The 24244-nt window shown below is 36.7% G+C and carries 21 protein-coding genes; 9 read left to right on the top strand and 12 right to left on the bottom strand.

Going from position 1 to position 24244, the window contains the following annotated elements; genetic code table 11:
• Positions 1-23: 23 nt before the first annotated feature.
• On the bottom strand, positions 24-665 hold the full coding sequence (locus BUL40_RS02690; RefSeq protein WP_029511353.1) for a 4'-phosphopantetheinyl transferase family protein: 642 nt from the start codon (positions 663-665) through the stop codon (positions 24-26).
• A 65-nt stretch (positions 666-730) separates the two neighbouring features.
• On the opposite strand from BUL40_RS02690, the gene ahcY reads away from it, so the two are divergent.
• From ahcY to BUL40_RS02675, 3 genes are all read left to right on the top strand, one after another.
• Positions 731-2047 (top strand): adenosylhomocysteinase, encoded by a 1317-nt coding sequence (ahcY, locus tag BUL40_RS02685; RefSeq protein WP_010516405.1) that lies wholly within the window; start codon positions 731-733, stop codon positions 2045-2047.
• A 74-nt stretch (positions 2048-2121) separates the two neighbouring features.
• Positions 2122-3225 carry an SDR family oxidoreductase gene (locus tag BUL40_RS02680; RefSeq protein WP_080317968.1) on the top strand — a complete coding sequence of 368 codons (1104 nt, stop codon included), beginning with the start codon at positions 2122-2124 and terminating at the stop codon, positions 3223-3225.
• Positions 3226-3439: 214 nt separating this feature from the next.
• A complete protein-coding gene (locus BUL40_RS02675) occupies positions 3440-5374 on the top strand; it encodes a vanadium-dependent haloperoxidase (RefSeq protein ID WP_080317967.1) in 1935 nt (644 codons plus the stop codon).
• 85 nt (positions 5375-5459) lie between these two features.
• Here BUL40_RS02675 and BUL40_RS02670 read toward each other — a convergent pair whose 3' ends face one another.
• The 6 genes from BUL40_RS02670 to BUL40_RS02645 form a co-directional block, all read right to left on the bottom strand.
• Positions 5460-6473, bottom strand: a complete 1014-nt coding sequence (locus BUL40_RS02670; protein ID WP_080317966.1) for a phytase — start codon at positions 6471-6473, stop codon at positions 5460-5462.
• A gap of 81 nt (positions 6474-6554) precedes the next feature.
• Positions 6555-9446 (bottom strand): TonB-dependent receptor, encoded by a 2892-nt coding sequence (locus BUL40_RS02665; protein ID WP_176465432.1) that lies wholly within the window; start codon positions 9444-9446, stop codon positions 6555-6557.
• A 168-nt stretch (positions 9447-9614) separates the two neighbouring features.
• On the bottom strand, positions 9615-11156 hold the full coding sequence (locus BUL40_RS02660; RefSeq protein ID WP_141239634.1) for a tetratricopeptide repeat protein: 1542 nt from the start codon (positions 11154-11156) through the stop codon (positions 9615-9617).
• 145 nt (positions 11157-11301) lie between these two features.
• Complete coding sequence (gene rpmA, locus BUL40_RS02655; protein WP_010516420.1) at positions 11302-11562, bottom strand: 50S ribosomal protein L27; 261 nt, start codon at positions 11560-11562, stop codon at positions 11302-11304.
• Between the two features lie 42 nt (positions 11563-11604).
• The gene (rplU, locus tag BUL40_RS02650; RefSeq protein WP_010516422.1) at positions 11605-12255 is read right to left on the bottom strand and encodes a 50S ribosomal protein L21; all 651 of its coding nucleotides are present in this window, start codon (positions 12253-12255) and stop codon (positions 11605-11607) included.
• A gap of 106 nt (positions 12256-12361) precedes the next feature.
• A complete protein-coding gene (locus BUL40_RS02645) occupies positions 12362-12808 on the bottom strand; it encodes a DUF4199 domain-containing protein (protein ID WP_080317964.1) in 447 nt (148 codons plus the stop codon).
• Positions 12809-12951: 143 nt separating this feature from the next.
• Here BUL40_RS02645 and BUL40_RS02640 point away from each other — a divergent pair, with 143 nt between their 5' ends.
• The 3 genes from BUL40_RS02640 (at position 12952) to BUL40_RS02630 (ending at position 16872) form a co-directional block, all read left to right on the top strand.
• Entirely contained in the window at positions 12952-14274 is a 1323-nt protein-coding gene (locus BUL40_RS02640; RefSeq protein WP_010516426.1) for a M16 family metallopeptidase, read from the top strand.
• 9 nt (positions 14275-14283) lie between these two features.
• On the top strand, positions 14284-16356 hold the full coding sequence (locus BUL40_RS02635; RefSeq protein ID WP_080317963.1) for a M16 family metallopeptidase: 2073 nt from the start codon (positions 14284-14286) through the stop codon (positions 16354-16356).
• 96 nt (positions 16357-16452) lie between these two features.
• Positions 16453-16872: a hypothetical protein gene (locus BUL40_RS02630; protein WP_080317962.1), complete on the top strand. Its 420-nt coding sequence runs from the start codon at positions 16453-16455 to the stop codon at positions 16870-16872.
• A 1-nt stretch (position 16873) separates the two neighbouring features.
• Here the strand turns inward: BUL40_RS02630 and gldD are convergent, their stop codons facing one another.
• The 4 genes from gldD to mutY are packed head-to-tail and all read right to left on the bottom strand — an operon-like array spanning position 16874 to position 20285.
• On the bottom strand, positions 16874-17425 hold the full coding sequence (gene gldD / locus BUL40_RS02625) for a gliding motility lipoprotein GldD (protein WP_080317961.1): 552 nt from the start codon (positions 17423-17425) through the stop codon (positions 16874-16876).
• Complete coding sequence (locus BUL40_RS02620) at positions 17415-18749, bottom strand: gliding motility-associated protein GldE (RefSeq protein WP_080317960.1); 1335 nt, start codon at positions 18747-18749, stop codon at positions 17415-17417. The genes gldD and BUL40_RS02620 overlap by 11 nt, the downstream gene beginning before the upstream one ends.
• 19 nt (positions 18750-18768) lie before the next feature.
• Entirely contained in the window at positions 18769-19239 is a 471-nt protein-coding gene (locus tag BUL40_RS02615; RefSeq protein WP_080317959.1) for a single-stranded DNA-binding protein, read from the bottom strand.
• Positions 19240-19253: 14 nt separating this feature from the next.
• Positions 19254-20285, bottom strand: coding sequence for an A/G-specific adenine glycosylase (mutY, locus tag BUL40_RS02610; RefSeq protein ID WP_080317958.1), 1032 nt, complete (start codon positions 20283-20285; stop codon positions 19254-19256).
• Positions 20286-20404: 119 nt separating this feature from the next.
• On the opposite strand from mutY, the gene BUL40_RS02605 reads away from it, so the two are divergent.
• From BUL40_RS02605 to BUL40_RS02595, 3 genes are all read left to right on the top strand, one after another.
• Entirely contained in the window at positions 20405-20695 is a 291-nt protein-coding gene (locus BUL40_RS02605) for an HU family DNA-binding protein (RefSeq protein ID WP_010516435.1), read from the top strand.
• A gap of 257 nt (positions 20696-20952) precedes the next feature.
• Entirely contained in the window at positions 20953-22500 is a 1548-nt protein-coding gene (locus BUL40_RS02600; RefSeq protein ID WP_010516438.1) for an Rne/Rng family ribonuclease, read from the top strand.
• 55 nt (positions 22501-22555) lie between these two features.
• Entirely contained in the window at positions 22556-23026 is a 471-nt protein-coding gene (locus BUL40_RS02595; protein ID WP_080317957.1) for a regulatory protein RecX, read from the top strand.
• On the opposite strand, the gene BUL40_RS02590 is transcribed toward BUL40_RS02595, so the two are convergent.
• On the bottom strand, positions 23007-24224 hold the full coding sequence (locus BUL40_RS02590) for a sensor histidine kinase (RefSeq protein WP_176465431.1): 1218 nt from the start codon (positions 24222-24224) through the stop codon (positions 23007-23009). The two genes, BUL40_RS02595 and BUL40_RS02590, sit on opposite strands and share 20 nt — an antisense overlap.
• Positions 24225-24244 lie beyond the last annotated feature (20 nt).

Below are 24244 nucleotides of genomic sequence, written 5' to 3'. Positions count from 1 at the left end.
CTATAAATCTACAGTTAAATGCTTCAACAACCAAGGTTGGCTTGGGCATAAACACAGGTAAAACCTTCAAATTCAAAAAAATCTATTTCGTAAACCGATTTTTTATCGCCATAAACTATTTGTGCAGTTGTTTTTCCAGTATCCATGGCAAAGTCTTGTACATCTATATGTTTTAAAAAACTAAGACCCGGTTGGGCGTAGATTTTGTAGAGCGATTCTTTGGCACCCCAGACAATGGTTAGTTTACGAATAATGGCTTCGGCATTGGCCAAGGTATGGTACTCTTCAATAGGCGTAAATTTATACGCTATTTTCATAATCTTATCGCGTTGCTTTTCTATGTCTATACCCACCTCATGTGCAGCACTTAATATTATTGCGGTAAAATTATAAGAGTGGGTTATGCTAATATGCTTTCCATCCTTTAAATGGGGTTTTCCATTTTCATCGTAATATAAATCACTATCTGCATACCCCTCTAAAGCCATTAAATGTCTAATACTTAGAAAGGCCCTTCGGTGGCTTTCAGATTTCATCCCATCCATGCGGTTTTGGCAATGTGGGGTTAGCAATACATCTTTGGCTAATACTGCTTCGGGTTCTTCTACCTTCCAAAGCAACACTTTAGTGGTAGGCGATACTGTTATGGTTTTATAAACGGGCACTTGTAAAAGATAAGTAATTTGTACCTTTGCGGCTAAAATTGCTATCAAAATAAATTAAAAATAGTATGAGCACAAAAACAATTGCTTACGTTCCTTTTAAGGTGAAGGATATTGCCCTTGCCGATTGGGGTAGAAAAGAGATAGAATTAGCAGAAGCAGAGATGCCCGGTTTAATGGCTTTAAGGGAAGAATATAAAGAAGAACAACCCTTGAAAGGCGCACGTATTGCTGGTTGTTTGCACATGACCATACAAACAGCTGTACTTATAGAAACTTTAGTAGCGCTTGGAGCAGATGTTACTTGGAGTTCTTGTAATATATTCTCTACCCAAGACCACGCCGCTGCTGCCATAGCCGCTGCAGGTATTCCGGTTTATGCCTGGAAGGGTATGAACGAAGAGGAGTTTGATTGGTGTATTGAACAAACCTTATTCTTTGGAGAGGATAGACAGCCCTTAAATATGATTTTAGATGATGGTGGTGATCTTACCAACATGGTCTTGGATAAATACCCAGAACTAGCTGCAGGTGTAAAGGGTTTATCAGAAGAAACCACTACAGGAGTACACCGTTTGTACGAGCGTGTAAAAAACGGAACTTTACCTATGCCCGCTATAAACGTAAACGATTCTGTTACCAAGTCTAAGTTTGATAATAAATACGGATGTAAAGAAAGTGCAGTGGATGCTATCCGTAGAGCAACAGATACCATGTTGGCCGGTAAACGCGTAACCGTTTGTGGTTATGGTGATGTAGGTAAAGGTACCGCTGCTTCTTTTCGTGGTGCAGGAGCTATTGTTACCGTAACAGAGATAGATCCTATTTGTGCACTACAAGCATGCATGGATGGTTATGAAGTAAAAAAATTAGAAACCGTTGTTGGTAATTCTGATATTGTTATTACCACTACAGGTAACAAGGACATTGTACGTGGGGAACATTTTGAGGCCATGAAAGACAAGGCTATTGTATGTAACATTGGCCACTTTGACAATGAAATAGACATGGCATGGTTAAATGAAAACTTTGGCAGTACCAAGGACGAAATTAAACCACAAGTAGATAAATACACCGTTAACGGTAAAGACATTATTGTTTTAGCAGAAGGTAGATTGGTAAACCTTGGATGTGCTACAGGACACCCAAGTTTTGTAATGAGTAATAGTTTTACTAACCAAACTTTAGCTCAAATAGAGCTTTGGAAAAATAGCGAAAACTACAATAATGAGGTTTATATGTTACCAAAACATTTAGATGAGAAAGTTGCAGAACTACACTTATCGAGATTGGGCGCAGAGTTAACTACTTTAAAAGAAGACCAAGCGGCCTACATTGGCGTAACGGTAGAAGGTCCTTTTAAGCCAGAATATTACAGGTATTAATTTTTACCTTTGTTAATCTTTTATAAACCCTTGCAAAAGCAGGGGTTTGTTTTTTAAGTGAACAATAGCTTGGTATGCATATTATTTTAACTGGAGCAACAGGAACTTTAGGCTCGCAACTATTATTTAGGTTGTTAGAAGAGCGGTTTAACGAACTTAATTGTATTTGGCTTTTGGTACGGAATAAAAAGTCTGTTAATGCCGCTGAAAGAATACAAAATATGCTTACTAGCGCTATGGCTCCCAAATTTGTAGCGCAGAATTTACAAGCAATTCAAGACAAATTAAGGATAATAGAAGCAAGTGAGGCATTACAGCCAGAATACTACCTAGACTTGAACCAACGTTATTACATGGTGCATTCTGCGGGCTTTGTTAATCTATCTGTTAACCCAAAAGACGAAACGCAGATTTTTGAAGAGAATCTTAGCTTTACCAAACAGCTATTCAATGCCTTTAAACCATACTTAAAAAAGTTTGTCTACATAAGTACTGCTTTTGCCGCTGGCAAACAAGATGGGGTTATTGGCAATGATTACCTGAATAATACTAATGCGGAATATAGAAATTACTACGAAGCCTCTAAACATGCCGCAGAAAAATATGTGGCACAACAATGTGGCGAAAGCGGCATTGAAATTCAAATTTTGAGACCTAGTGTTCTAGGTGGTAACGCTTTGGAGAAACCCCGTTTTTTTATCTCCAAATACATGGTGTTTTATTTGTTCGCTAAATTTTTTCAGCATAAAACAGAACAGGGTAGCGTACGTATACAAGCTGGTAATGATAGCAACTTAAATATTATACCAACAGATTATGCCGCCAAAGTAATTTGTAAGGTACTAGACCAACCTGTAGAACAACTCAATATAGTAAATCCTATAGGCACCCATATACTTACTGGAATATCAAAAATTCTAGAGGCGGTTAATTTTAAAAATTACCAACTTACACAAGAAATTGTAGATAGCGTTGGAGGTTTCGAAACTACTTTGGAAAAATTCTATTATGAAACCATTGGCGTTCACCTTACCCCGTATTTGACTGGAAAACCTCAAAAATGGGACACACAACTACTTGAATCTATTTTACCACTACCTAACTATAATCCAGAAGAATATTTAAAAGCGAATATAGAATACGCCATTGACCAAAAGTTTCGAAACCAACGGTGGTAAGCTATAGGTTATACAATTTCATGCACTTTTCGCATACAAGACCACAATAAAAACGAATTAACACACTGATTATATACTAGTTACACATTATAATTAGCTCTCTACACAATTTAAAAGTATTGGATTTCAATCTATAATTTACTTTGCCTAAAAATCCTCCGCTCATAGTTCCCCGCTAATAAAGCCGCCTATTAACTTTAAAAATTATAGTACTATGAGCAAACGTAGAGAAGGAGCTGCAAATGCAAGAAATTTAGCCTCAAGCACAGCTAAAAACAGAATTCACCCATACCATTACAGCAATGGGGACGAACATAAGTTTAGGAGAAAAAAGGTTAAAAGTAAGGACCCACACGAAAACAAAGCCTCTTATTTAATGAATTTTACCAAAGGGTTGCCGCACTGCGAAGACACGGGGCTAGTAGATAATCCAGACCATTTTCAATTGTTGATACGGGGAATTGATAGTGGGGACTTTAGAGATTTTAGAGATACGCCGCTGGGCCATGTAAAAAACAGTTTGGGAGAACATTACTGCAATCATGAATTCAAATGGAAATCGGACAAGGCGAATAATGGAAAAAACGGTAAAGCGGTATCCGTAAGAGCTTGGGAAAGTCAAAGTGCTGGTTTATCCTATGATTTAGAGGGCCCGGATGCACAAGCCGTAACCATGCCTCCCCATCCAGAATTGGGTTCAGCAGAATTGGATGCCGAAATGGCCGAAGTATATGCACAAGCACTTTTAAGAGACGTTCCTTTTAATGCCTTTACAGTTGGGGTAATGGGCATAGGCAGTGGTAAATCTAAGGAAGACATATCTACCAACACTACCTTAGATGCCTTAGATGCCCAAAAAAACCATGTAGAACAAATTAAGGAATATACAGATTGCCTTAATACATTAGCTTGGTTTGATCCTACCGTGAACCTTAAGCTAAACCAACAGCAAGCACAGCGTAGGAGAGATTTTTTACAGACCCCTGCAACTGCTTTTAGAGGTATAACTTGTGGTGACGATGTTGGCCCATATATTTCTCAATTTCTTTTGGCAGGAAATAAAGGATTACATGGTCAAAATTCGCCAGCTGCAGGCTTTATTCAATATGGTTCTATTGAAATAGATCAACGCGTTGCCATTGCAGAACCGGGAAAAGATTTCTTAACGGATTGGGATGAATGGCTCGATGCTCAAAATGGAGCTGATTTTAGAGGTTTTGAAGATTATCTAAGCAGTCCTCTAAAAAGATTTATACATACTCCAAGAGATTTAGCAACCTACGTACACCATGATGCTCTTTATGAAGCATATTTAAATGCCTGCTTAATGCTATTAGCAAAGGGTGTGCCATTTGACCCTGGTATTCCTTTTCAAGAAGCGGATAATAGAGACCACCAACAGGGTTTTGCTCATTTTGGAGGCCCACATATTTTATCTTTAGTAACAGAAGTTGCCACGAGAGCTTTAAAAGCGGTTCGCTTTCAAAAATATAACGTACATAGAAGGTGTAGACCAGAGGTTTTAGCAGCAAGGCTTCACAAATTGGACAATTTAAAACATACCGCACCTGAGCTAGAAAAAATGTTTAACAACATTGAATGTATATTAAATAAAGTTGAAGCTAAGAATGGTGCAAATAATTATCTTTTACCAATGGCTTTTTGTGAAGGCTCTCCCATGCATCCTGCATATGGTGCAGGTCATGCCACAGTTGCAGGGGCATGTGTCACCATTTTAAAGGCCTTCTTTGATCATAAACATCATTTAAGTATTGTACCCGAAGATTTAGAAGACTTACAACAAGAAACCAAGGACTTACTTAAAAAGTTAAAACCAGACGGAGATTATTGCGCTTCTAATCTAGCATATGTTTCTACTAAAAATGGACAAAAACTGGACATAGTTCCCGTTTTAGATAATGAATGTAACCTTACCCATCTAACGGTAGAAGGAGAACTTAACAAATTAGCTTCTAATATTGCAATAGGCAGAGATTGGGCAGGCGTGCACTACTTTACAGATTATTATGAATCTATTTTGATGGGCGAACAAATTGCCATTGGTATCCTTGAAGAACAAAAACTAACTTACACGGAAAATTTTTCTATGACACTTTGCAAATTTGATGGCACTACCATCAGAATATAAATTTTCTTTAAGCTCTTATTTTTATTTTAAAATAAAAGCCCCAAACTTGCACTGTTTGGGGCTTTTATCAGCGTTGAACAAACATCTATTTTAAAAGTCTGTCCAAATCATAAAAATAAAAGTCCTTAGCATCGTTCATTGCCACAAACAGACCACTTTTAAAAGTATTGTTCAAGGGTACGGTAACCACATCACAACCATCTGTCTCCGTGGTTGTTAAATTCACGGCTTTAACAAAAGTATTATCCGTTCTAGAGAATATATTAAATTCCCCTTGTTGTTGGTTAGAAACTATGATATATCCCTCTCCGTTAGGGTATGTCGCAATAGCAATACCTTCAATATCTTCTAGAAAACGTTCACCTCCAAAACAAGAAATTTCTTTGTTCCCCATAGTTGGCTCAGCATAGTATTTACGTATACACACGCCTTCGTCTGAAAAATAAACCAATCCATTTTCATCATCTACCGCAATGGCTTCTATTTCTTTTTGACCACTAAATGCCCCAAACTTACGTACCAACTCCATAGTTACCTCACCACCTGAGGAGACTAATTTATATTGATATAAATAATCAGTTTTTGGTCCCGATTTACGCCCTACAATAGCATAAACCGTACTATCTTTTGGCGATTTATAAATTGCAATACCCATTGGTAAATTATGCTCTACCCCGGTAGCATCTTCAAAGACCTTAAAACCACCATTATCCAAAGGTCGCATATCTGGAACGCTGAACAAGCGTACTTGCTGCCTTTCTCTTTCCGTGAACATGATAATATCTGTCTGGGTAGAATCTGTTAACTTAAAACCATATTCTAAGTCTACGTTATTAGGTCTTTTTATACCCGTTATTGATTTTTCTTTGATGATTTTGCCCGCTAAATCGAACGCATAAACCCCACCGTTTGTTTTCTTGTCCGTACCAAATACAATACTGTTGGCCGGGTTTTCTGGGTTAACCCAAATTGCAGGATCGTCTGTATCGTTAATTGTTTTTTCGGTAATAATATCTGGAGCAATAGCTGGTAATGAACTTTTTCTTTGGCAGCTCAATACGGTCATAATCATGACCATGCCCAATATGCTTTTTTTCATTTTTTTCTTTTAATTGTGATAAAACTGCCGCCCGTTTATGGCACGGCAGTTTTAAAAATATACACTACCTATGTGCTTCTTTTATTTCTTGAACAAATCATACTTAATACCAAAAGTGCATCTTAAGCTGTAGTATTCTGCTTGCATGGTACGGTTACTAACACCTTGATAATAGCGTAAGGGTTGATTTGTAATGTTATTTAAATCTGCATAAACCCTAAGATTTTGGTTTATAGCATAACTAGCGTTTAAATCTAGGAAAAACTGTTTGTCATAATACCTATCTTCAAAAGCATTACCGCCAATTTCATCTATATAGGCATCTGAAAAGTTTGCCGATAAACGTGCGCTAAATTTTTTATCTGAATAACCCAAAGAGCCATTGAACATGTTTGGTGCGGTATTTGGCAAATCCAAATCATCTCTTTCATCCCCGTCCTCATTTCTTATACCATCCGCGCTAGAAGTTAAATAGGTATAGTTTAAATAGATGCTCATATTTCTTAAAAAACCTGGCAAGAAATCCAATTGACGTTGTAAGGAAACTTCTGCCCCAAAAATGGACGCATCATCACCATTTAATGGTTGGTATACTTCATACCCCTCAGTTCCCGGTCCATAAATATCTGTAGTGGTTTCTGTTTGGTAGGTGTAGATAAAATCATTTATCTTCTTATAGAACAAACCGCCAGACAAAATACCTACACTTTGAAAGTAATGCTCTGCCATTAAATCAAAATTCATTGACTTAGTAGGATTTAAATCTGGGTTGCCTAAATATATTTCATCATCCTCGTTTACGTATTCTGCACGGGGTATTAAATCTACATAGTTTGGCCTTGCCAAGGTATTGGTCCATGCAAAACGTAATACAGTACTACGAGAAACGTCATATTTAAGATGGATACCCGGTAAAATGTTGGTGTACGTATTATTTTCTGCTACTGCCTCTATTTCTATAGCTTCTTCTATTCCGGCATCTTCATCTTCCTCAATATAATTTACACGATTACCCTTAGATTCTAACTTCGTATTTTCTAAACGCAAACCTGCCAGAATACTAAAATTGTCCGCTAATTTTTGATTAACCATGACATAGGCAGCAAATACATCTTCGTTAACATCAAAATTACCCGGTGCATATTCTTCAGGCTTATCTTCACCTTGTGTGGGATCTAAATTTAAATTCCCCAACCATTCTTCTGTTGCAAACATCCCAGCCGCGTATTGGCTACCAGCTAAGAAATCTGGGTCGGTAATATCTCTGGTTGGTACCACATCTAGGGTAGGAAAATCATCTTCAAAATCGTATTCAAAATAGTTATTATCTCTATTTTTTGATTTAAATCTTCCTCTAGCCCCAAATTTTACATTACCATCACCCTTACCAAAGAAATCTGCCGGTAGTTCAAAATTCACAAAGAAGTTAACATCCTCTTCTTCCGTATATTGATTTTCGTTGCTAATTTCTCCATAGTCAAAATTAGCAGGGGCAGTATCAGCAGCATCTATAGGCGTAAATACTGGAAACTCAGAATCTGTACCATTGCTAATAATATACTCAGATTCAAATTCTGCATAACGCTCGTCTAAACGCTCTTCTGAAGCTTTGGCGTAAGAAGCCATCCAATCCACTTTTAAACTTCCAAATAAATGATCGCCACCCAAGCTGTAATTTTGCATACGCTGGTCTTCCAATCTTCTGTTTTTATTTCGGCTATTGTTTACACCACCTTTAGATTGCCTTTTTACCTCAACCGGAAAACGTGTAGGATAACCATTAGTAATAGTAAAGTCATCTGAACCAATATCTTCGCCATCCAAAATCTCGTGTTCTAAACGAAAACGGTTCTCTCTATCATCTCGCCAATTATACATAGACTTTAAATAGATGTTATTGTTCGCATTTATTTGATAATCCAAATTTGCGGCAAAACTTCTACGTACACGTTGCACCAAATAAGTTCTATTTTCAAAAACATTAGGATAAGGATCTACCGCTACTTCTTCTAGAATATCTTCTCCTTCTACATCTTGTACGCCGGTGTTGTACTCAAATTCATCTGTCCACTCTGCCTCTATATTATCAGAACCAAAATCATTGTCATTGATAGTAGCAGAAACCATCCAACCAAACTTACCATCTTGGCTACGATCACCCACCAAAACAGAACCATTCCATATGGGTTTGTCCGTAATAAAGTTTACACCAGAACCAGCCGTTGCAGACAACCTAAAACCTTGAGGAGCTGTTCTAGTAATCAAGTTAACAGAACCACCCATGGCATCTGCATCCATATCTGGTGTAACGGCCTTGTTTACCTCTATAGTCTGTATCATGTCTGAAGGAATCAAATCCATCTGTACGTTACGGTTATCACCCTCAGCAGAAGGTATACGGCTACCATTTAAAGTAACTGAGTTTAATTGTGGTGATAAACCACGTACAATAATATTTCTTGCCTCCCCTTGGTCTACCTGCATGGTTATACCAGGAATACGTTTAACGGCATCTCCAATATTGGCATCTGGAAACTTACCAATTTGGTCTGTAGAAACCACATTGGTAATATTTAAATTGTTCTTTTGGGCATTTAGTGCTTTGGCAGTTCCGCCTAGCCCATATGCCGTTACCTGCACCTCATCTAATTCCATGTTTTTAGGATTTAGCGAGAGATTTATTATAGTTGTTTCTTCTGCCGTAACTACCACTTCCTTAGAAGCGTCATTATATCCCAAAAAGGAAACTTTTAAGGTATAAGTAGCAGGTGTAACGTTTACCAGGGTAAATTTTCCATCAAAGTCAGAAATTGCACCTTTTTGGGTGCCTTCTAAAAATACGGAAGCCCCTGGTACATAGATTCCGTTTTCATCTGTAATTACCCCTTTGATATTACCCGTTTGGGCCATACCCCAGGCAACAAAAAAGAGCATTACAAGCGTTACATAATAGTTTTTTAATAGTGTGGTCATTCTAGTTTACTTAAAGTATTTGATTTCTAGCAAAACTAGATAGATAAAGGGCTAAGCATGTTAATTGAAAAATAACAATATGTAAATCACTGCCCAGAATACCGTAAACAACAAGGCAACAATTACTATTTTTTAACATTAGCCTTACAAACCAAAAACATAACGGTCCTAGTACTGCAACAAATGATGGATTAAATCTTGTTCTGGTGCAATAGGCAGTTTTTTTCTTAACCGATATCTGGCTACACGTATACTATCTGGGGTAACTCTTAAAATAGTAGCTATTTCTTTTGAAGATAGGTTTAAGCGTACCAACATAGCCAACCGTAATTCTGAAGCACTTAGTTTAGAAGCTGCTTTTTTAATTAATTCTGAAGTAAAACCAGGATGGATATCATTAAAATAAATCTGAAATTGGTTCCATTCCTCTTCTTGTTTTAGATTAAAATCAATTTCACTTACCAGTTCTTTTAGTTTAGCCGAAGCGTTGATGTTTTTACGCTCCGAAATATGGCTCAATTTGGTAGAAACAGTGGCTAAAATTTTATTTTTTTGAGAAAGGTGCAAGCTATATCTAGACAATGCCATGGCCTTAAGTTTAATTTCTTTTTGCATGTTTTCTTCTTCCGCAATTTTCTTATCCAATTCTGCCTTTAACATGCGTTGCTTGTATTGAACTAATTTCGCATTTTGCCTACGTTTCTTATTCCAATAAAAAACAAAACCAACAGCCAAAAGAACTATAGCAATTAAAAGCACCAAAAAAACTGCTTGTTTAGCTCGTACTAGTTTATTCTCTTGTTTTAAACTAGAAATCTCTGCTTCTTTTTTATTGGCCTCATGCAAGGATTGTAAGGCATTTATTTGTTCGGTATTTTGGGCATAAAATATTTTGGCGTTCAAAGAATCGGATGCATTTAAATGTTGGTAGGCCAACTTATAATTACCCAATTCCTTATACGCTATAGCCAAATCTTTGTGAGCGCTTTCTATTTGGTGTTTATCATTTACACGTTTAGCAAGTTGCAAAGCTTTAATGGTAAACGGCAACGCCTCTTGGATTGCACCACTTTTTCTATAAGCGTCTGCAAGATTATTTAAAATATTTGCTTCTAAAGCCAAATTATTTTTAGGCATGGAGATTAATGCCATGTTAAAATAGTTTTTAGCTTCTTTAAACAAGTTCATGTCTTCATAAACGCTACCAATACTTTCCAATGCCTTTGCTGTTGCAAGCTTGTTATTGTAGGTTTTAGCAAGTTCTAATGCGGCCATTTGCTCTTTTAAAGCCAAAGGCAATTGGCCCAATTTTTCATGGCAAGTACCAATAAGTATTCTAACGTTGACTTCATCTTCGGTACCTTCTACACTTTTTAAGGTCTGATTCAAAGAATTTAATGCAAAATTGTAGTTGCGTAAAGCCAAGTGCGCTTCTCCAATTTTAAACCGTAATAAGGTAGTAGTTGTATTTTTATTGACCTGTGCCAAGCTATATTGCAAAGCCTTTTGATAATTGAGAATAGCCTCGTTATAAACCCCAGCCTTATATAAATAGTCTCCTAATTGAAGATAATAGGAATGAGAAGTTTTTTCTTCTTTGGATTCAAAGTCAGGAAATTGAAGTTCACTTCTAGGCGCTACATGCTCTTGGCCAACCACGGCTTGCACCATTACAAGAATTAAAAAAAAAGTGATAGTGAATGATTTCACTTTAAAGCAGTTTGAAAATGAATACAAACTGGTGAAACTATACTTTTGAAATAAAGCTAAGGTTAGCTTAAAGTTAGGTATAAATTAAAAAAGCCCTTTACGAATTACTTCGTAAGGGCTCTATATACTGTAAGTTGAGTATTAATTAAGCTTCAAAAGGCTCAATAGAAACAAAAGATTTACCTCCTGCTTTTTTCTCAAACTTTACTAAACCATCTACTTTTGCGTGCAATGTGTGATCTTTACCAAGATATACATTATCACCAGCATTGTGTTTTGTTCCACGTTGGCGAACAATGATGTTACCAGCTACTGCAGCTTGGCCACCAAAAATCTTTACGCCTAATCGTTTCGATTCTGATTCTCTACCGTTCTTAGAACTACCTACACCTTTTTTGTGTGCCATGTTTTCTAGGTTTTGTCTTTACTATTATTTGTAGCAGTAAGCTTAAGCTTTACCACCGTCTAATTCATCTTGCCATTTCTTAAGCTCGTCCCACTTACCTTCGGCAGCAAGTTCTGCTTGTTTTGGCCAAGTATCTGTAACGTGGTTACCACGTACATCTGCAATGATTTCTGCAATCTTAGCTGCATCTGTCTTTGCTAATTCAGCAAAAGTAGTAATACCAGCCTCGTTCAATGTCTGAGCGATTTTTGGTCCAATACCTTCAACTTTTTTCAAATCGTCTCCTTTAGAAGCTTTTGCTTTTGCTGGAGCAGCTTTTGGCGCTTCTTCTTTTTTAGGAGCAGCTTCCTTCTTTTTAGCAGGGGCAGCTTTCTTAGCACCACTAGTTAAAATGTTCTCAACAACAATCTCTGTAAGATATTGTCTGTGGCCATTTTTCTTGCGGTACCCTTTTCTTCTTTTCTTTTTAAAGACAATTACTTTATCGCCTTTTAGATGTTTTACAACTTTAGCTTCTACAGCTGCACCATCTATGACTGGGGCGCCAACAGTAACCGTACCCGCGTCATCTAACAAAAGAACACGGTCAAAAGTAACCTTTTCACCTTCTTCTGTTTGTAAACGGTGTACGTACACTTTTTGGTCTTTCGCAACTTTAAATTGCTGCCCTGCCATCTCTACGATTGCGTACATAATCAAATATTTTATAAATAGATTAATTGGCTATTTTCTTAAATAGCGGGTGCAAATATACTGCTAATTCCTTAATCTACAACCCCTGCGATAGATTTTTAATCAATTATTTACGGTTGTTGTTCGTGGTTTTGTACAACTGCATAAAAGCTAAGGTTAAAACTACAGTAGTTGCCATACCCATTATGGCCACCGTAAAAAACACGATTGCCTTAAAATTACCATAATCCTTGGCCCAAACATCTGAAAGCTTTTCTAGAAAAACCGTATTAAGTTCGGTTGCATAAAATGCAAAAAACACAGTAAACAAAAGGGTGGCTACAAAACCCGTGATCAATCCAGATTTAAAACCATCTCCATAGCTAAAGTTATTGCCTTCTCTAATTTTAGTGTATTTGATGGTCTCATGTATTCCAAAACCAGTAATTACACCATTAAATAGACTGTAAAATATGTTCGTGTGCTTGCCCATTAAAGACAATATTAAAAAATAGGCGATTAAAACTGCAGCTGTAACCAACCCAAATCTTATAGGTAACGTTCTAATGCTCATATGTTTAGTTTTCTTCTTAAGATACAGAATAAAATAATGCAACTCAAGCTTTTAAAAATTCTAATAGCTAAACAATCTATAAGTTGTAACAAATAGCATGTATATTAGACAAACCTTTTGGTTAATCAATTAAACTATAGAAAATGAAGAAATTCTCACTAACGGCTTTGGCATCTATAGCCATGGCTTTAAGTGTGCAAGCTCAAGAAGTTACGTTTGAAGAGTATGATCTAGACAACGGACTACACGTAATCTTGCACCAAGACAACAGTGCCCCTGTGGTAACAACATCTGTAATGTACCATGTAGGTGGTAAAGACCGCACAGAGGGCAGAACCGGATTTGCCCATTTTTTTGAACATTTATTGTTTGAAGGTACCAAGAATATAGAAAGAGGTAAGTGGTTTCAAATTGTATCTTCTAACGGAGGAAAGAACAATGCAAATACCTCTCAAGATAGAACTTACTATTACGAGGTTTTCCCTTCAAACAATTTAGAGTTAGGGCTATGGTTAGAATCGGAGCGCATGCTACACCCAGTTATAGACCAAACCGGTATAGATACCCAAAAAGAAGTTGTTAAGGAAGAAAAGCGCCTGCGCTATGACAATTCACCTTATGGTTCCTTTTTGATGGTTTTGGGAAAGAATTTGTTTGAAAAGCACCCATACAAAGACCCTAATATTGGCTATATGGAAGATTTGGATGCAGGAACTTTAGAAGACGTAGTTGCTTATAATGAAAAATACTACGTGCCAAATAACGCGGTTCTTGTAGTTGCTGGCGACATTGAAATAAACGAGACCAAAAAAATGATTAAAGATTATTTTGGTCCTATTCCAAAAGGGGCAGCTGTTGTACGTAATTACCCTCTAGAGGACCCAATTACAGAACAAAAGGTTGCTACGGCATACGACGCCAACATCCAGATACCTGCTACGGGTACCGCTTACCGCATACCTGGTTTTAAAGAAAGAGATGCCTATGTATTGGATATGATTTCTACTTATCTAAGTGATGGTAAAAGTTCTAAACTATACAAGAAACTAGTAGACGAAGAAAAAAAAGCCCTACAAGTTGGCGCTTTTAACATTCCGCAAGAAGACTATGGCATGTATTTGGTTTTTGCGTTACCGGTTGGCGAAACATCCTTAGAAAGCCTACAATCTGGAATTGAAGAAGAAGTGGCCAAAGTAAGAAACGAATTAATTTCAGAGAACGATTATCAGAAGCTTCAAAACAAGTTTGAAAACAACTTTGTGAATTCCAACTCTAGCGTAGAAGGTATAGCAAGTTCGCTTGCTACCAATTATTTACTATATGGAGATACCAGTCTTATCAATAAAGAGATAGACATTTATCGCTCTATAACCAGAGAGGAAATTAAAGAAGTGGCCAACAAGTATTTAAAGCCAAATCAAAGTGTACTCATTAACTATTTACCTGGAGAAAAAACAGAATTCTAAGAAAAAGACATGAAAAATATTATAACACTATTGGCCTTGGTTTTCTTTACGGCTACCATGACCGCCCAAATAGACAGGAGCAAACAACCCCAAGCAGGACCCGCTCCCAAGATTAACCTATCAGAACCCAATACCTTTCAATTAAAGAACGGTTTAAAGGTAATGGTGGTAGAAAACCATAAATTACCCCGTGTTCGCATTCAATTAGACATTGACAATCCTCCTATAGCTGAAGGTAATAAAGCAGGCGTATCTAGCCTACTGTCTAGCCTTTTGGGCAATGGCACCAAGAATATTTCTAAAGACGCCTATAACGAAGAAGTAGACTTTATGGGAGCTCGTATCTCATTTGGGTCCCAAAGTGCCTTTGCCAGTTCTTTGTCTAAGTATTTTCCAAGAATCATAGAGCTAATGGCAGATGCAGCCATTAATCCTAATTTTACACAAGAAGAGTTTGACAAGGAAAAGGCCAAAATAATTACAGGGTTAAAATCTGCTGAAAAAGACGCCTCTACCATTGCTGCCAATGTACAGGCCGCACTAGCTTATGGAAAAGGACATCCATATGGTGAAATGACTACAGAGGAAACCGTGAACAACGTTACCCTTGCAGATGTTGAAGAATTTTACCGCTCCTATTTTGTACCAGCCAATGCATATTTGATTGTGGTTGGAGATATAGAATTTAAAGAGGCCAAAAAATTGATTACGGAAGCCTTTACACCTTGGACAAAAGCCGTGCCACCATCTTTTAGTTATTCTGAACCCAAAGACGTTCAGTATACGCAAATAAACTTTGTAGATGTACCCAATGCCGTACAATCTCAAGTAGTTGTAGAGAATTTGGTAGACTTAAAGAAGAAAGATGAAGACTATCTGGCCGCATTAATTGCCAACCAAATTCTTGGTGGAGGCGGAGAAGGCAGATTATTCTTGAACTTACGTGAAGACAAAGGATACACGTATGGGTCTTATTCTTCTTTAGGCAGCAATAAAAACTCTAAATCTAGATTTATTGCAGAAGCACAAGTTAGAAATCAAGTAACAGATAGCTCTGTAGTAGAAATACTTAAAGAAATAGAACGTATACGAAAAGAACCTATTACAAAAGAAGAGCTAGATAATACCAAGGCCAAATATGCGGGTAGGTTTGTAATGGCGCTAGAAAATCCAGAAACCGTTGCAGCTTATGCTCTTAACGTAGAAAAAGAAGGCTTACCAAAAGATTTTTATGAAACTTACTTGGAACGCATAAACGCCATAACAATAGAAGAAGTGCAAGCCGCAGCAAATAAATATTTCTCCATAGATAATGCCCGTATAGTTGTGGTAGGCAAAGGAAGTGATGTTCTAGAAAATTTGGAAAAAGTTAGTTTTAATGGAAAAACCGTACCGGTTAGGTACTTTGATAAAAACGCCAATAAGGTAGAAAAACCAAACTATGAGGTTACTATACCAGAAGGTGTTGATGCTAACGCCATTATAGAAAAATACGTAGCTGCTATTGGCGGTAAACAGGCTTTAGAAAATGTAGCATCCTATGCTTTGGTGGCAGAAGCAGAAATGCAAGGCATGAAGTTGGAGTTGGAAATGAAAAAAACCGCTAACAACCAATTTATGCAAGACGTAAAAGTTATGGGAAACTCTATGAGCAAACAGGTGCTAGACGGGAATAAAGGATATATGACCATGCAAGGTCAACGCAAAGACCTTACCGAAGATGAGGTTAATAAAATTAAAGAAGAATCTGCACCATTTCCAGAATTAAATTATTTGGCAGCAGGTGGCTTAACTTTAGAGGGCGTAGAAGTAGTTAATGGCAAAAAAGCCTACAAAATTAAAGTTACGGACAATAAGACCGTTTACTATGACCTGGAAACCGGATTAAAGATTCAAGAAGTGAACGTACAAGAAATGCAAGGCCAGCAAATAAGCCAAACACTTATCTTGGATGATTACAAAGAAGTATCTGGAGTTAAATTTCCGTTTAAGATGAGCCAATCCATGGGCCCGCAGAAATTTGATTTTATCGTAAAAGAAATTAAAGTAAACGAAGGAGTTACTCCAGCAGATTTTGAATAATCCGTTTTCTACAAAAAAAGAAGGCCGGTGAAAACCGGCCTTTTTTTTTAAAAAGTACCCACTTAAACTTCTTACCTTTACGTTCAAATTATCTCCATGAAAAAAATAGTATTTCTATTTATTAGCCTAGTTTTTTTTGCCTGTAATGAAAAAAAGGAAGAAACGAACACAAAACCTACGCAAATGCAGACGGTAATGGCCATCCACGATGAGGTAATGCCTAAAATGGGCAAACTTGGTAGATTGGTAGGGCAGTTAAAAGAAAAAGTGGACACTACCGCCCAAAGTATGGTTTACCAAGAAGCCATGAAAGATTTACAAGAGGCAAACATGGCTATGATGGATTGGATGAAAGGTTTTGGTGATCGATTTGATTCTGATGAAATTTTGAACGGCAAAGAACTAAGCCCACAAAAACAAGAATGGCTTAACGAAGAGGAGGTAAAAGTTAAGGAGCTTAAAGAGCAAATAAATAGCAGTATTGCACGCGCAGAAACACTATTAGGGCAAGAATAACTTATTTCCATTTTAAAGACTCCATAACCCTTCTAATATCTTTCTGTAAATAGATAGCTGCCGGATAAATAGAATCATAATTGGGTTTAGCATAAAAATATAGCGATCCTGTTAAAAAATGATTGGTACTATCCGTTACGTAAAATTGGGATTGTGAAGCAGCGTTTCCAGTAACTTCATAGAACATACCATAAACACCATCTTCTGGATTTAAAAAAGGCTGCTCAACTATGTTATCTGCTTTAACCACGTGTTCATAAGATAAACGTTGTGCATCTGTTAGTAATTGGTTTAAATTACCGTTTATAGGTTTATATGTTAGGTACAAAGAGCCTTTCATCATAGGATAGTCCAAGACTAGTCCGCTTTGTTTTTCTTGTTTTACCGTTGCAATCTCATTTTTTAAAAATTCAAATTTTTGGGTATTAAATGTATTGTAATTCCCCTCTGGGTATTGCAAACGCAACATTGCTTTTGGTTTTGGCATTACTTCTTCTTTACAAGAAACCAAGACTACAATGGCAAAAAATAAGATTAGAACTCTACTTATCATTGGGCAAGTTTACCTTTATTTGTTTTAACCTTTTAATATCTAGACTTTCAACAGTAAATTTATATCCATTAAATTGAATGCTTTCTCCTTTTCTTGGAAAACCACCCGAAATCTCCAACACAAAACCAGCTATGGTCTCAGATTCTCCTTTGTTCTGTTCAAACTGCTCTTCTTGTTCATCTGTAGTTTTTACCACACGATAAAAATCCTTTAGATTGGTTTTACCCTCAAAGACAAAGGTATAATCGTCCAGTTTAGAAAAAATCAAATCTTCATCATCAAACTCGTCACTGATATCGCCAACAATTTCTTCTATAATATCCTCTAAAGTAACTATACCAGAAGTTCCTCCATATTCATCTACCACAACCGCTAAATGCTTTTTTTGTTCCTGAAACTCTAACAACAAATCGTCTAGTTTTTTATTCTCAGGCACAAAATATGGTTCTCGTATCAAAGACATCCAATTAAAATTCTTTCTATCTAAATAAGGCAAGAGATCTTTTACATACAGCACACCACATACATTATCCATATGCTCCTCAAAAACGGGTATTCTAGAATAGCCGTTCTTCATAATCTCTTCTAGAACTTCTGGAAACTTCATTTCTGCATTCAATGCAAAAATGTCTATTCTAGGCCTCATAACCTGCTTGGTATCCGTATTTCCAAAATTTACTATGCCCTCTAATATTTTTTGTTCCTCTTTTGTGGTGTCTCCTTCCTGTGTTAATTCCAAAGCCTGTGACAAATGGTCTACACTAAAACTAGATTTTTGCTTACCTAATTTATCTTGTAAAAAAATAGTAGCGGATCGCATGGGCATACTAAATGGTGTAAACAAGGTATCTAACAACTTTACCGGTCTTGACATAAAGTGAGAAAACTGCACTTTGTTTCGATTGGCATAAATTTTAGGAAGAATCTCTCCAAACATTAATATTAAGAAAGTAGCCAAAACCACTTCTAGAATAAACCGTACCGATACAAAACCGAACAGCAATTGGTTCATAGAAGCAAAGATTGTATCCCCAATTACACTAAAAAGCAATACAATACCAATATTAATGGCATTATTGGCAATAAGTATGGTTGCCAATAATTTTTTAGGCTTGCCAAGTAGTTTAACAATTAACTTACCTTTTGTAGTGTTCTGTTCTTCTATTGCATTTAATTCTGTTGCAGATAGACCGAACAATGCTACCTCTGCGCCAGAAATCATTGCTGAACATAACAACAATACAAAAAGAAATATTACCTGAACAATGAAAACACCATTGTAGGTTGCAGCTAAAGCTATTAAACAACAGGGTTCTGGGTCCAATTATATAAATTTAGGTCTATTAAAACGGTAAATCGTCTTCTTCAGTTTCTTGAAGTGGAGTTTTTTGCTCTGGCATTGTATAACCCTGGTTACTACTCCCACTAGAAGTAGCTGCAGAACTTTGGCTAGAACCTCCTTGTGACCCACTATCATTTTTATTGGTCAAGAAAGTAAAATCTTGTACGTGCACTTCTGTTGCATACCTTGTATTACCATCTTCACCTTGCCATTGCCTATTCTTAAGACGACCTTCTACATAGACCTTATCGCCCTTTTTAAGGTATTTTTCGCAAACTTCTGCCGCTTTGTTTCGTACAACAATATTGTGCCAATCCGTATTGGTTACTCGTTCTCCAGTGGTTCTATTTGTATATGTTTCATTTGTTGCCAACGGAAACCTACCAATACATCCGCCACCTTCAAAATAATGTACTTTAACCTCGTCTCCTAAATGCCCTATTAGCATTACTTTGTTTAATGTTCCGCTCATAATGGTCAAAAATACTAAAATTTAAAGCGCTCCATGAATTGTGCGATTAAAACTGGCACTGGAAATTGTCTTGCATCTTCTATAGACACCGCAGTATCTCCTAAATTGGTCTTTTCTACAATCCAAAAGTGAGTTATTAAATGCTGATGGGATAATTTATGAACCACGGCTTCAGAATTGTAAAGATGAATCTTTTCCATTTCTCCAAACCGATTCAAAACATATGTTTCAACCTCGTCTAAAGTTATTTTATTATTGCTTTCCAATAACGGAAATTGATACAGGTTTTGCCAGATACCCTTACCTGTTCTTTGCTCCATTAATGTATTATTCTTTTGGTCCAAAAAAACCAAATAATTAAAGTACCTGTTTTTTATCTTTCCCTTTTTGATTTTTACCGGTAGTTGAGAAACATTGTTATCTTGTAAAGCCTTACAACTATCTTTTAATGGACATTTAGAACAATCTGGGTTTCTGGGCGCACACTGTATGGCCCCGAACTCCATAATACCTTGGTTGTAATCTCTTAAATCTGTTTTGGGAAGTAAACTTATGGCAAGTTCTTTAAAATATTTTTTTCCTTCCGTTTCGTTAATAGGCAACGCTATACCAAAATAGCGTGCCAGCACCCTAAACACATTACCGTCTAAGACCGCTTCTTTTTGACCAAAAGATATAGATGCAATTGCGCTAGCCGTATAATCACCAATGCCTTTTAGTTCTATTAGTTCTTTATACGTACTTGGAAACTTACCATTATAATGTTGCACTATATATTTAGCTGTAGCATGCATGTTCCTGGCCCTGGAATAATAACCTAAACCCTGCCAAAGTTTTAAAATTTCTTCTTCATCTGCTTTTGCCATGTCAAAAACAGTAGGGTAATGCCTTATAAATTTTTCATAATAAGGTATTCCTTGAGCTACTCTTGTCTGTTGCAGCATAATTTCTGAAAGCCAAATGTTGTAGGCATTTATGGTGATTCGCCACGGCAAATCCCGCTTGTTTTCTTGGTACCAGCGCAATATTTTTTGAGAAAAATTCATGTAGGAAAATACTATCTAAAGGATGAAACAGTTTATATACTTAAATTTTAGGGCGTTATATAAAACATTTATATATTTGCAAGCCAATTTAAAAAACCTATTAATAATTATAACGGAAAATGACGAAAGCGGATATTGTTTCTAAAATCTCAGAGAAGCTGGGTATTGAGAAAGGTGATGTACAAGCGACTGTAGAGTCCTTTATGGAAGAGGTTAAGACATCCTTGGAGAATGGTGATAATGTTTACCTTAGAGGTTTTGGAAGTTTCATTATCAAAACTAGAGCCGAGAAAACCGGAAGAAATATTTCAAAAAATACGACGATTAAAATTCCTGCACACAACATACCAGCATTTAAACCTGCTAAAGTGTTTGTAGAGGGAGTTAAGAGTAATGTTCAAGTTAAGTAATAATATAAAAGCAACGCTGTATGCCGAGTGGTAAAAAAAGAAAAAGACATAAGGTGGCAACGCACAAAAGAAAAAAGCGTAGAAGAGCCAACCGACACAAGAAAAAGTAGTCGATAGACTACTTTTTTCTTTTTAAAAGAATACGTTCATTGACATTACGGGTCCAACAATAATTTGAATTTCGATTAGCTAATCGACAAACATAATTGTTTAATCATCTATACCCTTATACAGGGCGTAGGTACAAATTTAAAAAGGTGAATAGAGAATTAATCGTAAGATCTAGTTCTGACGCCGTAGATTTTGCCTTACTTAAAGATGGAAAACTTACCGAGCTACATAAAGAAGAGGACAACAACAGCTTTTCTGTTGGCGATATTTTTCTAGCCAAAATCAGAAAACCTGTAACCGGTTTAAACGCCGCCTTTGTAAATGTAGGGTACGAGAAAGACGCATTTCTGCACTACCACGATCTAGGCCCACAACTTTCTACCATGTTAAAGTTTGTGAAACAAGCCAGAAGCGGTAGGCTAAAAGATTTTTCTCTAAAGAATTTTCCGTTTGAAAAAGACATTGATAAAAATGGCACCATCAACGATGTTGTCAAGGCCAACCAATCTATTCTGGTACAAATTGTTAAAGAACCAATTTCTACCAAAGGACCAAGAATAAGCTCGGAATTATCCATTGCTGGGCGTTATTTAGTTATGGTCCCATTTTCAGAACGCGTATCTGTATCCCAAAAAATTGAAAGTAGGGAAGAAAAAGAGCGCTTAAAAAGATTGGTAACCAGTATTAAACCAAAAGGTTTCGGTGTAATCATACGCACCGTTGCCAAAGGCAAGAAAGTCGCGGAATTAGATAAAGACCTTCAAAATTTGCTGAATAAATGGACAGCAATGTGCAAAACCTTGCATAAGGCCAATCATCCATCCAAGGTACTAATAGAACTCAATAGAGCTTCTTCTATACTTAGGGATGTATTTAACGATACCTTTACTGGTATACATGTTGATGATGAAGAGCTTCATGACAACATCAAGGATTATCTGCACGAAATAGCTCCTGACAAGGAATCCATTGTAAAATTATATTCCGGTTCTGCTCCAATTTTTGAAAAATTTGGAATAGAACGACAGATTAAAACTTCATTTGGACGTACCGCATCCATGAGCCGTGGTGCTTATTTGGTAATTGAGCATACCGAAGCATTACACGTAATAGACGTAAATAGTGGCAATAGATCTAATAAAGCCAAAAACCAAGAAGACACTGCATTAGAAGTGAATTTACTGGCTGCTACAGAAATTGCAAGACAATTACGTTTAAGAGATATGGGCGGTATCATTGTTGTAGACTTCATTGACATGACCAAAGGTGAACATAGAAGAAAACTTTTTGATCACCTAAGAGATGAAATGAAAGACGACAGGGCAAAACATAAAATTTTACCTCCGAGTAAATTTGGTCTAGTACAGATTACTAGGCAACGTGTGCGTCCAGAAATGAATATCAAAACTAGTGAAGCTAACCCTAGCGGTAATGGCCAGGAGGTAGAAGCCCCTATAGTTTTGATAGATAAGATTAACGCTCACCTAGAACGCATCTTAAAGGGTGCGGCCAAGGACAAAAGTATTACCCTTAATATACATCCCTTTATTGCGGCTTACCTAACCAAAGGTTTCCCATCTATACGTTCTAAATGGTTTTTAGAACATAAGAAATGGGTAAAAATTCAGCCCAGGGATGCATACACATACTTAGAATATCGTTTTAAGGATAAGGAAGGGAAAACTCTTAGTTAAAAAAAGCGACTTCATTTATTTGGAGTCGCTTTTTTTGTTTTTATACATTTATAGCATGCAAAACACCCCAAGTTTTACGGTAGAAGAAGCCACAAGAAAATTAGAATCATATTGCGCTTACCAAGATCGCTGCCACAAAGAAGTGGTAGTCAAATTAAAAGGTATGCGCATGATTCCGCAGGCTATTGACCATATAATTGCCCACTTGATTCAAGAAAATTATCTAAATGAGGAACGTTTTGCCCAAAGCTATGCTAGAGGAAAATTCAAGTACAAAAAATGGGGTAGAAATCGTATCACGACAGAACTTAAGCTAAGGCAAATATCGCACTACAATATAAAAACGGCCTTAAAAGAAATAGAAGCAGATTACCACACTGTTTTTCATGAATTGGCAGACAAAAAATGGGAACAAACCCAAGGTTTACCGCCTCAGAAACGTAAAAAAAAACTGTTAGATTATTTGTTGTATAGGGGTTGGGAAAGCCACCTTATTTACGAGAAAATCAATGATTTGGCATCTTAAAACCAAGGTAAAATTGGGTAGTACCAGCTTTACTTGTAAAATGTATACTACCGTTGTGGGCATTCATTATATTTCTACTTAAACTTAATCCAATTCCCGAACCGTTTTTACGGGTTGTAAAGAAGGGAACAAATACATCTCGCTTTAAACTAGCGGCTATGCCTTTACCATTGTCCGCAATGGTAAAAACCACTTTTTGCTCCTGTTGTTCCGCAGTAAAGTCAATTTTAGGGTTGCTTATGCCATCTAATGCATACACACAATTAGTAAGCAGGTTTATGAGTACCTGTTCTATCTGTTTAGCATCTACGTATACCCGCAATTTATCATTAGGTATAGTTACGTTGACCTCAATACCTTTTTCTTGCAACAAACCCCTTAACAAAGACAGACTACCTTCTAATAAATTAGTAACCGTAACCCACTCTAACTTAGGCGTAGGCAATTCTGCCAACATGCGGTAGGTATCTATAAAATCCAATAAATGTTTGGAGCGCTTTTGAATGGTTTCTACACTTTGTTTAACATCGGTGTAACTATCGCCTAAGCCAGATTTATGTTCTGCTAATAGAAATTCTAAATTATTAGCTAATGGCTGTATGGGCGCCATGGTATTGATTATTTCATGACTCATCACCTTCATCAAATTGAACCAAGCTTCTTTCTCTTTTTTTTCTATTAAACTCTGTATGGCATCTAAATTTACTACCAAATAAGCCTGATTATGGATGTAAGAAATAAAGGTTCGCAAAGAAAAATCACTTTCTTTACCATTAATATTCAGGGTTATTACATCCTTTATATTCTTCCAATTTTCTTCCTGAAAATACGCATCAAAGGCTTTTAATTCGCGTGAAGCATTTTGCCATTTGTTATACCTAGGCATTTGTAAAAGTTGAAAAAACGCTCCGTTAGCAAAAAAAAGCTTGTCATCCCCTTTTCTTAAAATAAGGATACCCGTATCCATAGCTTCTATAATACCTTCATACACTATTTTTTGGGCATCTGCATTCTTTTTGGCCGATTTTAAGTTACCATATAATATTTGCAAGGGCGAAGCTAATGCAGCTGGTAATTGATTTTCTGGCACTTTAAACGCATAGTCTTCTTGTACTAATGCTTGTATTACTTGCGTGGTTCTTAAATAGCCATTTTTAATACGCCACAAAAGCAAGCCCCCTATACTAATGCAAAGCACGATTAAAAAAAGTGGTAGAA

It is taken from the genome of Croceivirga radicis (assembly GCF_002072105.2).
GTDB classification, from domain to species: Bacteria; Bacteroidota; Bacteroidia; order Flavobacteriales; family Flavobacteriaceae; genus Croceivirga; species Croceivirga radicis.
The sequence above is the reverse complement of the archived record's forward strand: the minus strand, read 5'-3'. Positions and strand labels throughout refer to the sequence as shown.

Bases quoted from the DNA above. Each gene is read 5' to 3' on its own strand.
- ahcY (WP_010516405.1), top strand. From the start codon at position 731: ATGAGCACAAAAACAATTGCTTACGTTCCTTTTAAGGTGAAGGATATT.
- BUL40_RS02605 (WP_010516435.1), top strand. From the start codon at position 20,405: ATGACGAAAGCGGATATTGTTTCTAAAATCTCAGAGAAGCTGGGTATT.
- gldD (WP_080317961.1), bottom strand. From the start codon at position 17,425: ATGATAAGTAGAGTTCTAATCTTATTTTTTGCCATTGTAGTCTTGGTT.
- BUL40_RS02630 (WP_080317962.1), top strand. From the start codon at position 16,453: ATGAAAAAAATAGTATTTCTATTTATTAGCCTAGTTTTTTTTGCCTGT.
- BUL40_RS02615 (WP_080317959.1), bottom strand. From the start codon at position 19,239: ATGAGCGGAACATTAAACAAAGTAATGCTAATAGGGCATTTAGGAGAC.
- rplU (WP_010516422.1), bottom strand. From the start codon at position 12,255: ATGTACGCAATCGTAGAGATGGCAGGGCAGCAATTTAAAGTTGCGAAA.
- BUL40_RS02640 (WP_010516426.1), top strand. From the start codon at position 12,952: ATGAAGAAATTCTCACTAACGGCTTTGGCATCTATAGCCATGGCTTTA.
- mutY (WP_080317958.1), bottom strand. From the start codon at position 20,285: ATGAATTTTTCTCAAAAAATATTGCGCTGGTACCAAGAAAACAAGCGG.
- BUL40_RS02675 (WP_080317967.1), top strand. From the start codon at position 3,440: ATGAGCAAACGTAGAGAAGGAGCTGCAAATGCAAGAAATTTAGCCTCA.
- BUL40_RS02635 (WP_080317963.1), top strand. From the start codon at position 14,284: ATGAAAAATATTATAACACTATTGGCCTTGGTTTTCTTTACGGCTACC.
- BUL40_RS02645 (WP_080317964.1), bottom strand. From the start codon at position 12,808: ATGAGCATTAGAACGTTACCTATAAGATTTGGGTTGGTTACAGCTGCA.
- BUL40_RS02665 (WP_176465432.1), bottom strand. From the start codon at position 9,446: ATGACCACACTATTAAAAAACTATTATGTAACGCTTGTAATGCTCTTT.
- rpmA (WP_010516420.1), bottom strand. From the start codon at position 11,562: ATGGCACACAAAAAAGGTGTAGGTAGTTCTAAGAACGGTAGAGAATCA.
- BUL40_RS02670 (WP_080317966.1), bottom strand. From the start codon at position 6,473: ATGAAAAAAAGCATATTGGGCATGGTCATGATTATGACCGTATTGAGC.
- BUL40_RS02595 (WP_080317957.1), top strand. From the start codon at position 22,556: ATGCAAAACACCCCAAGTTTTACGGTAGAAGAAGCCACAAGAAAATTA.
- BUL40_RS02680 (WP_080317968.1), top strand. From the start codon at position 2,122: ATGCATATTATTTTAACTGGAGCAACAGGAACTTTAGGCTCGCAACTA.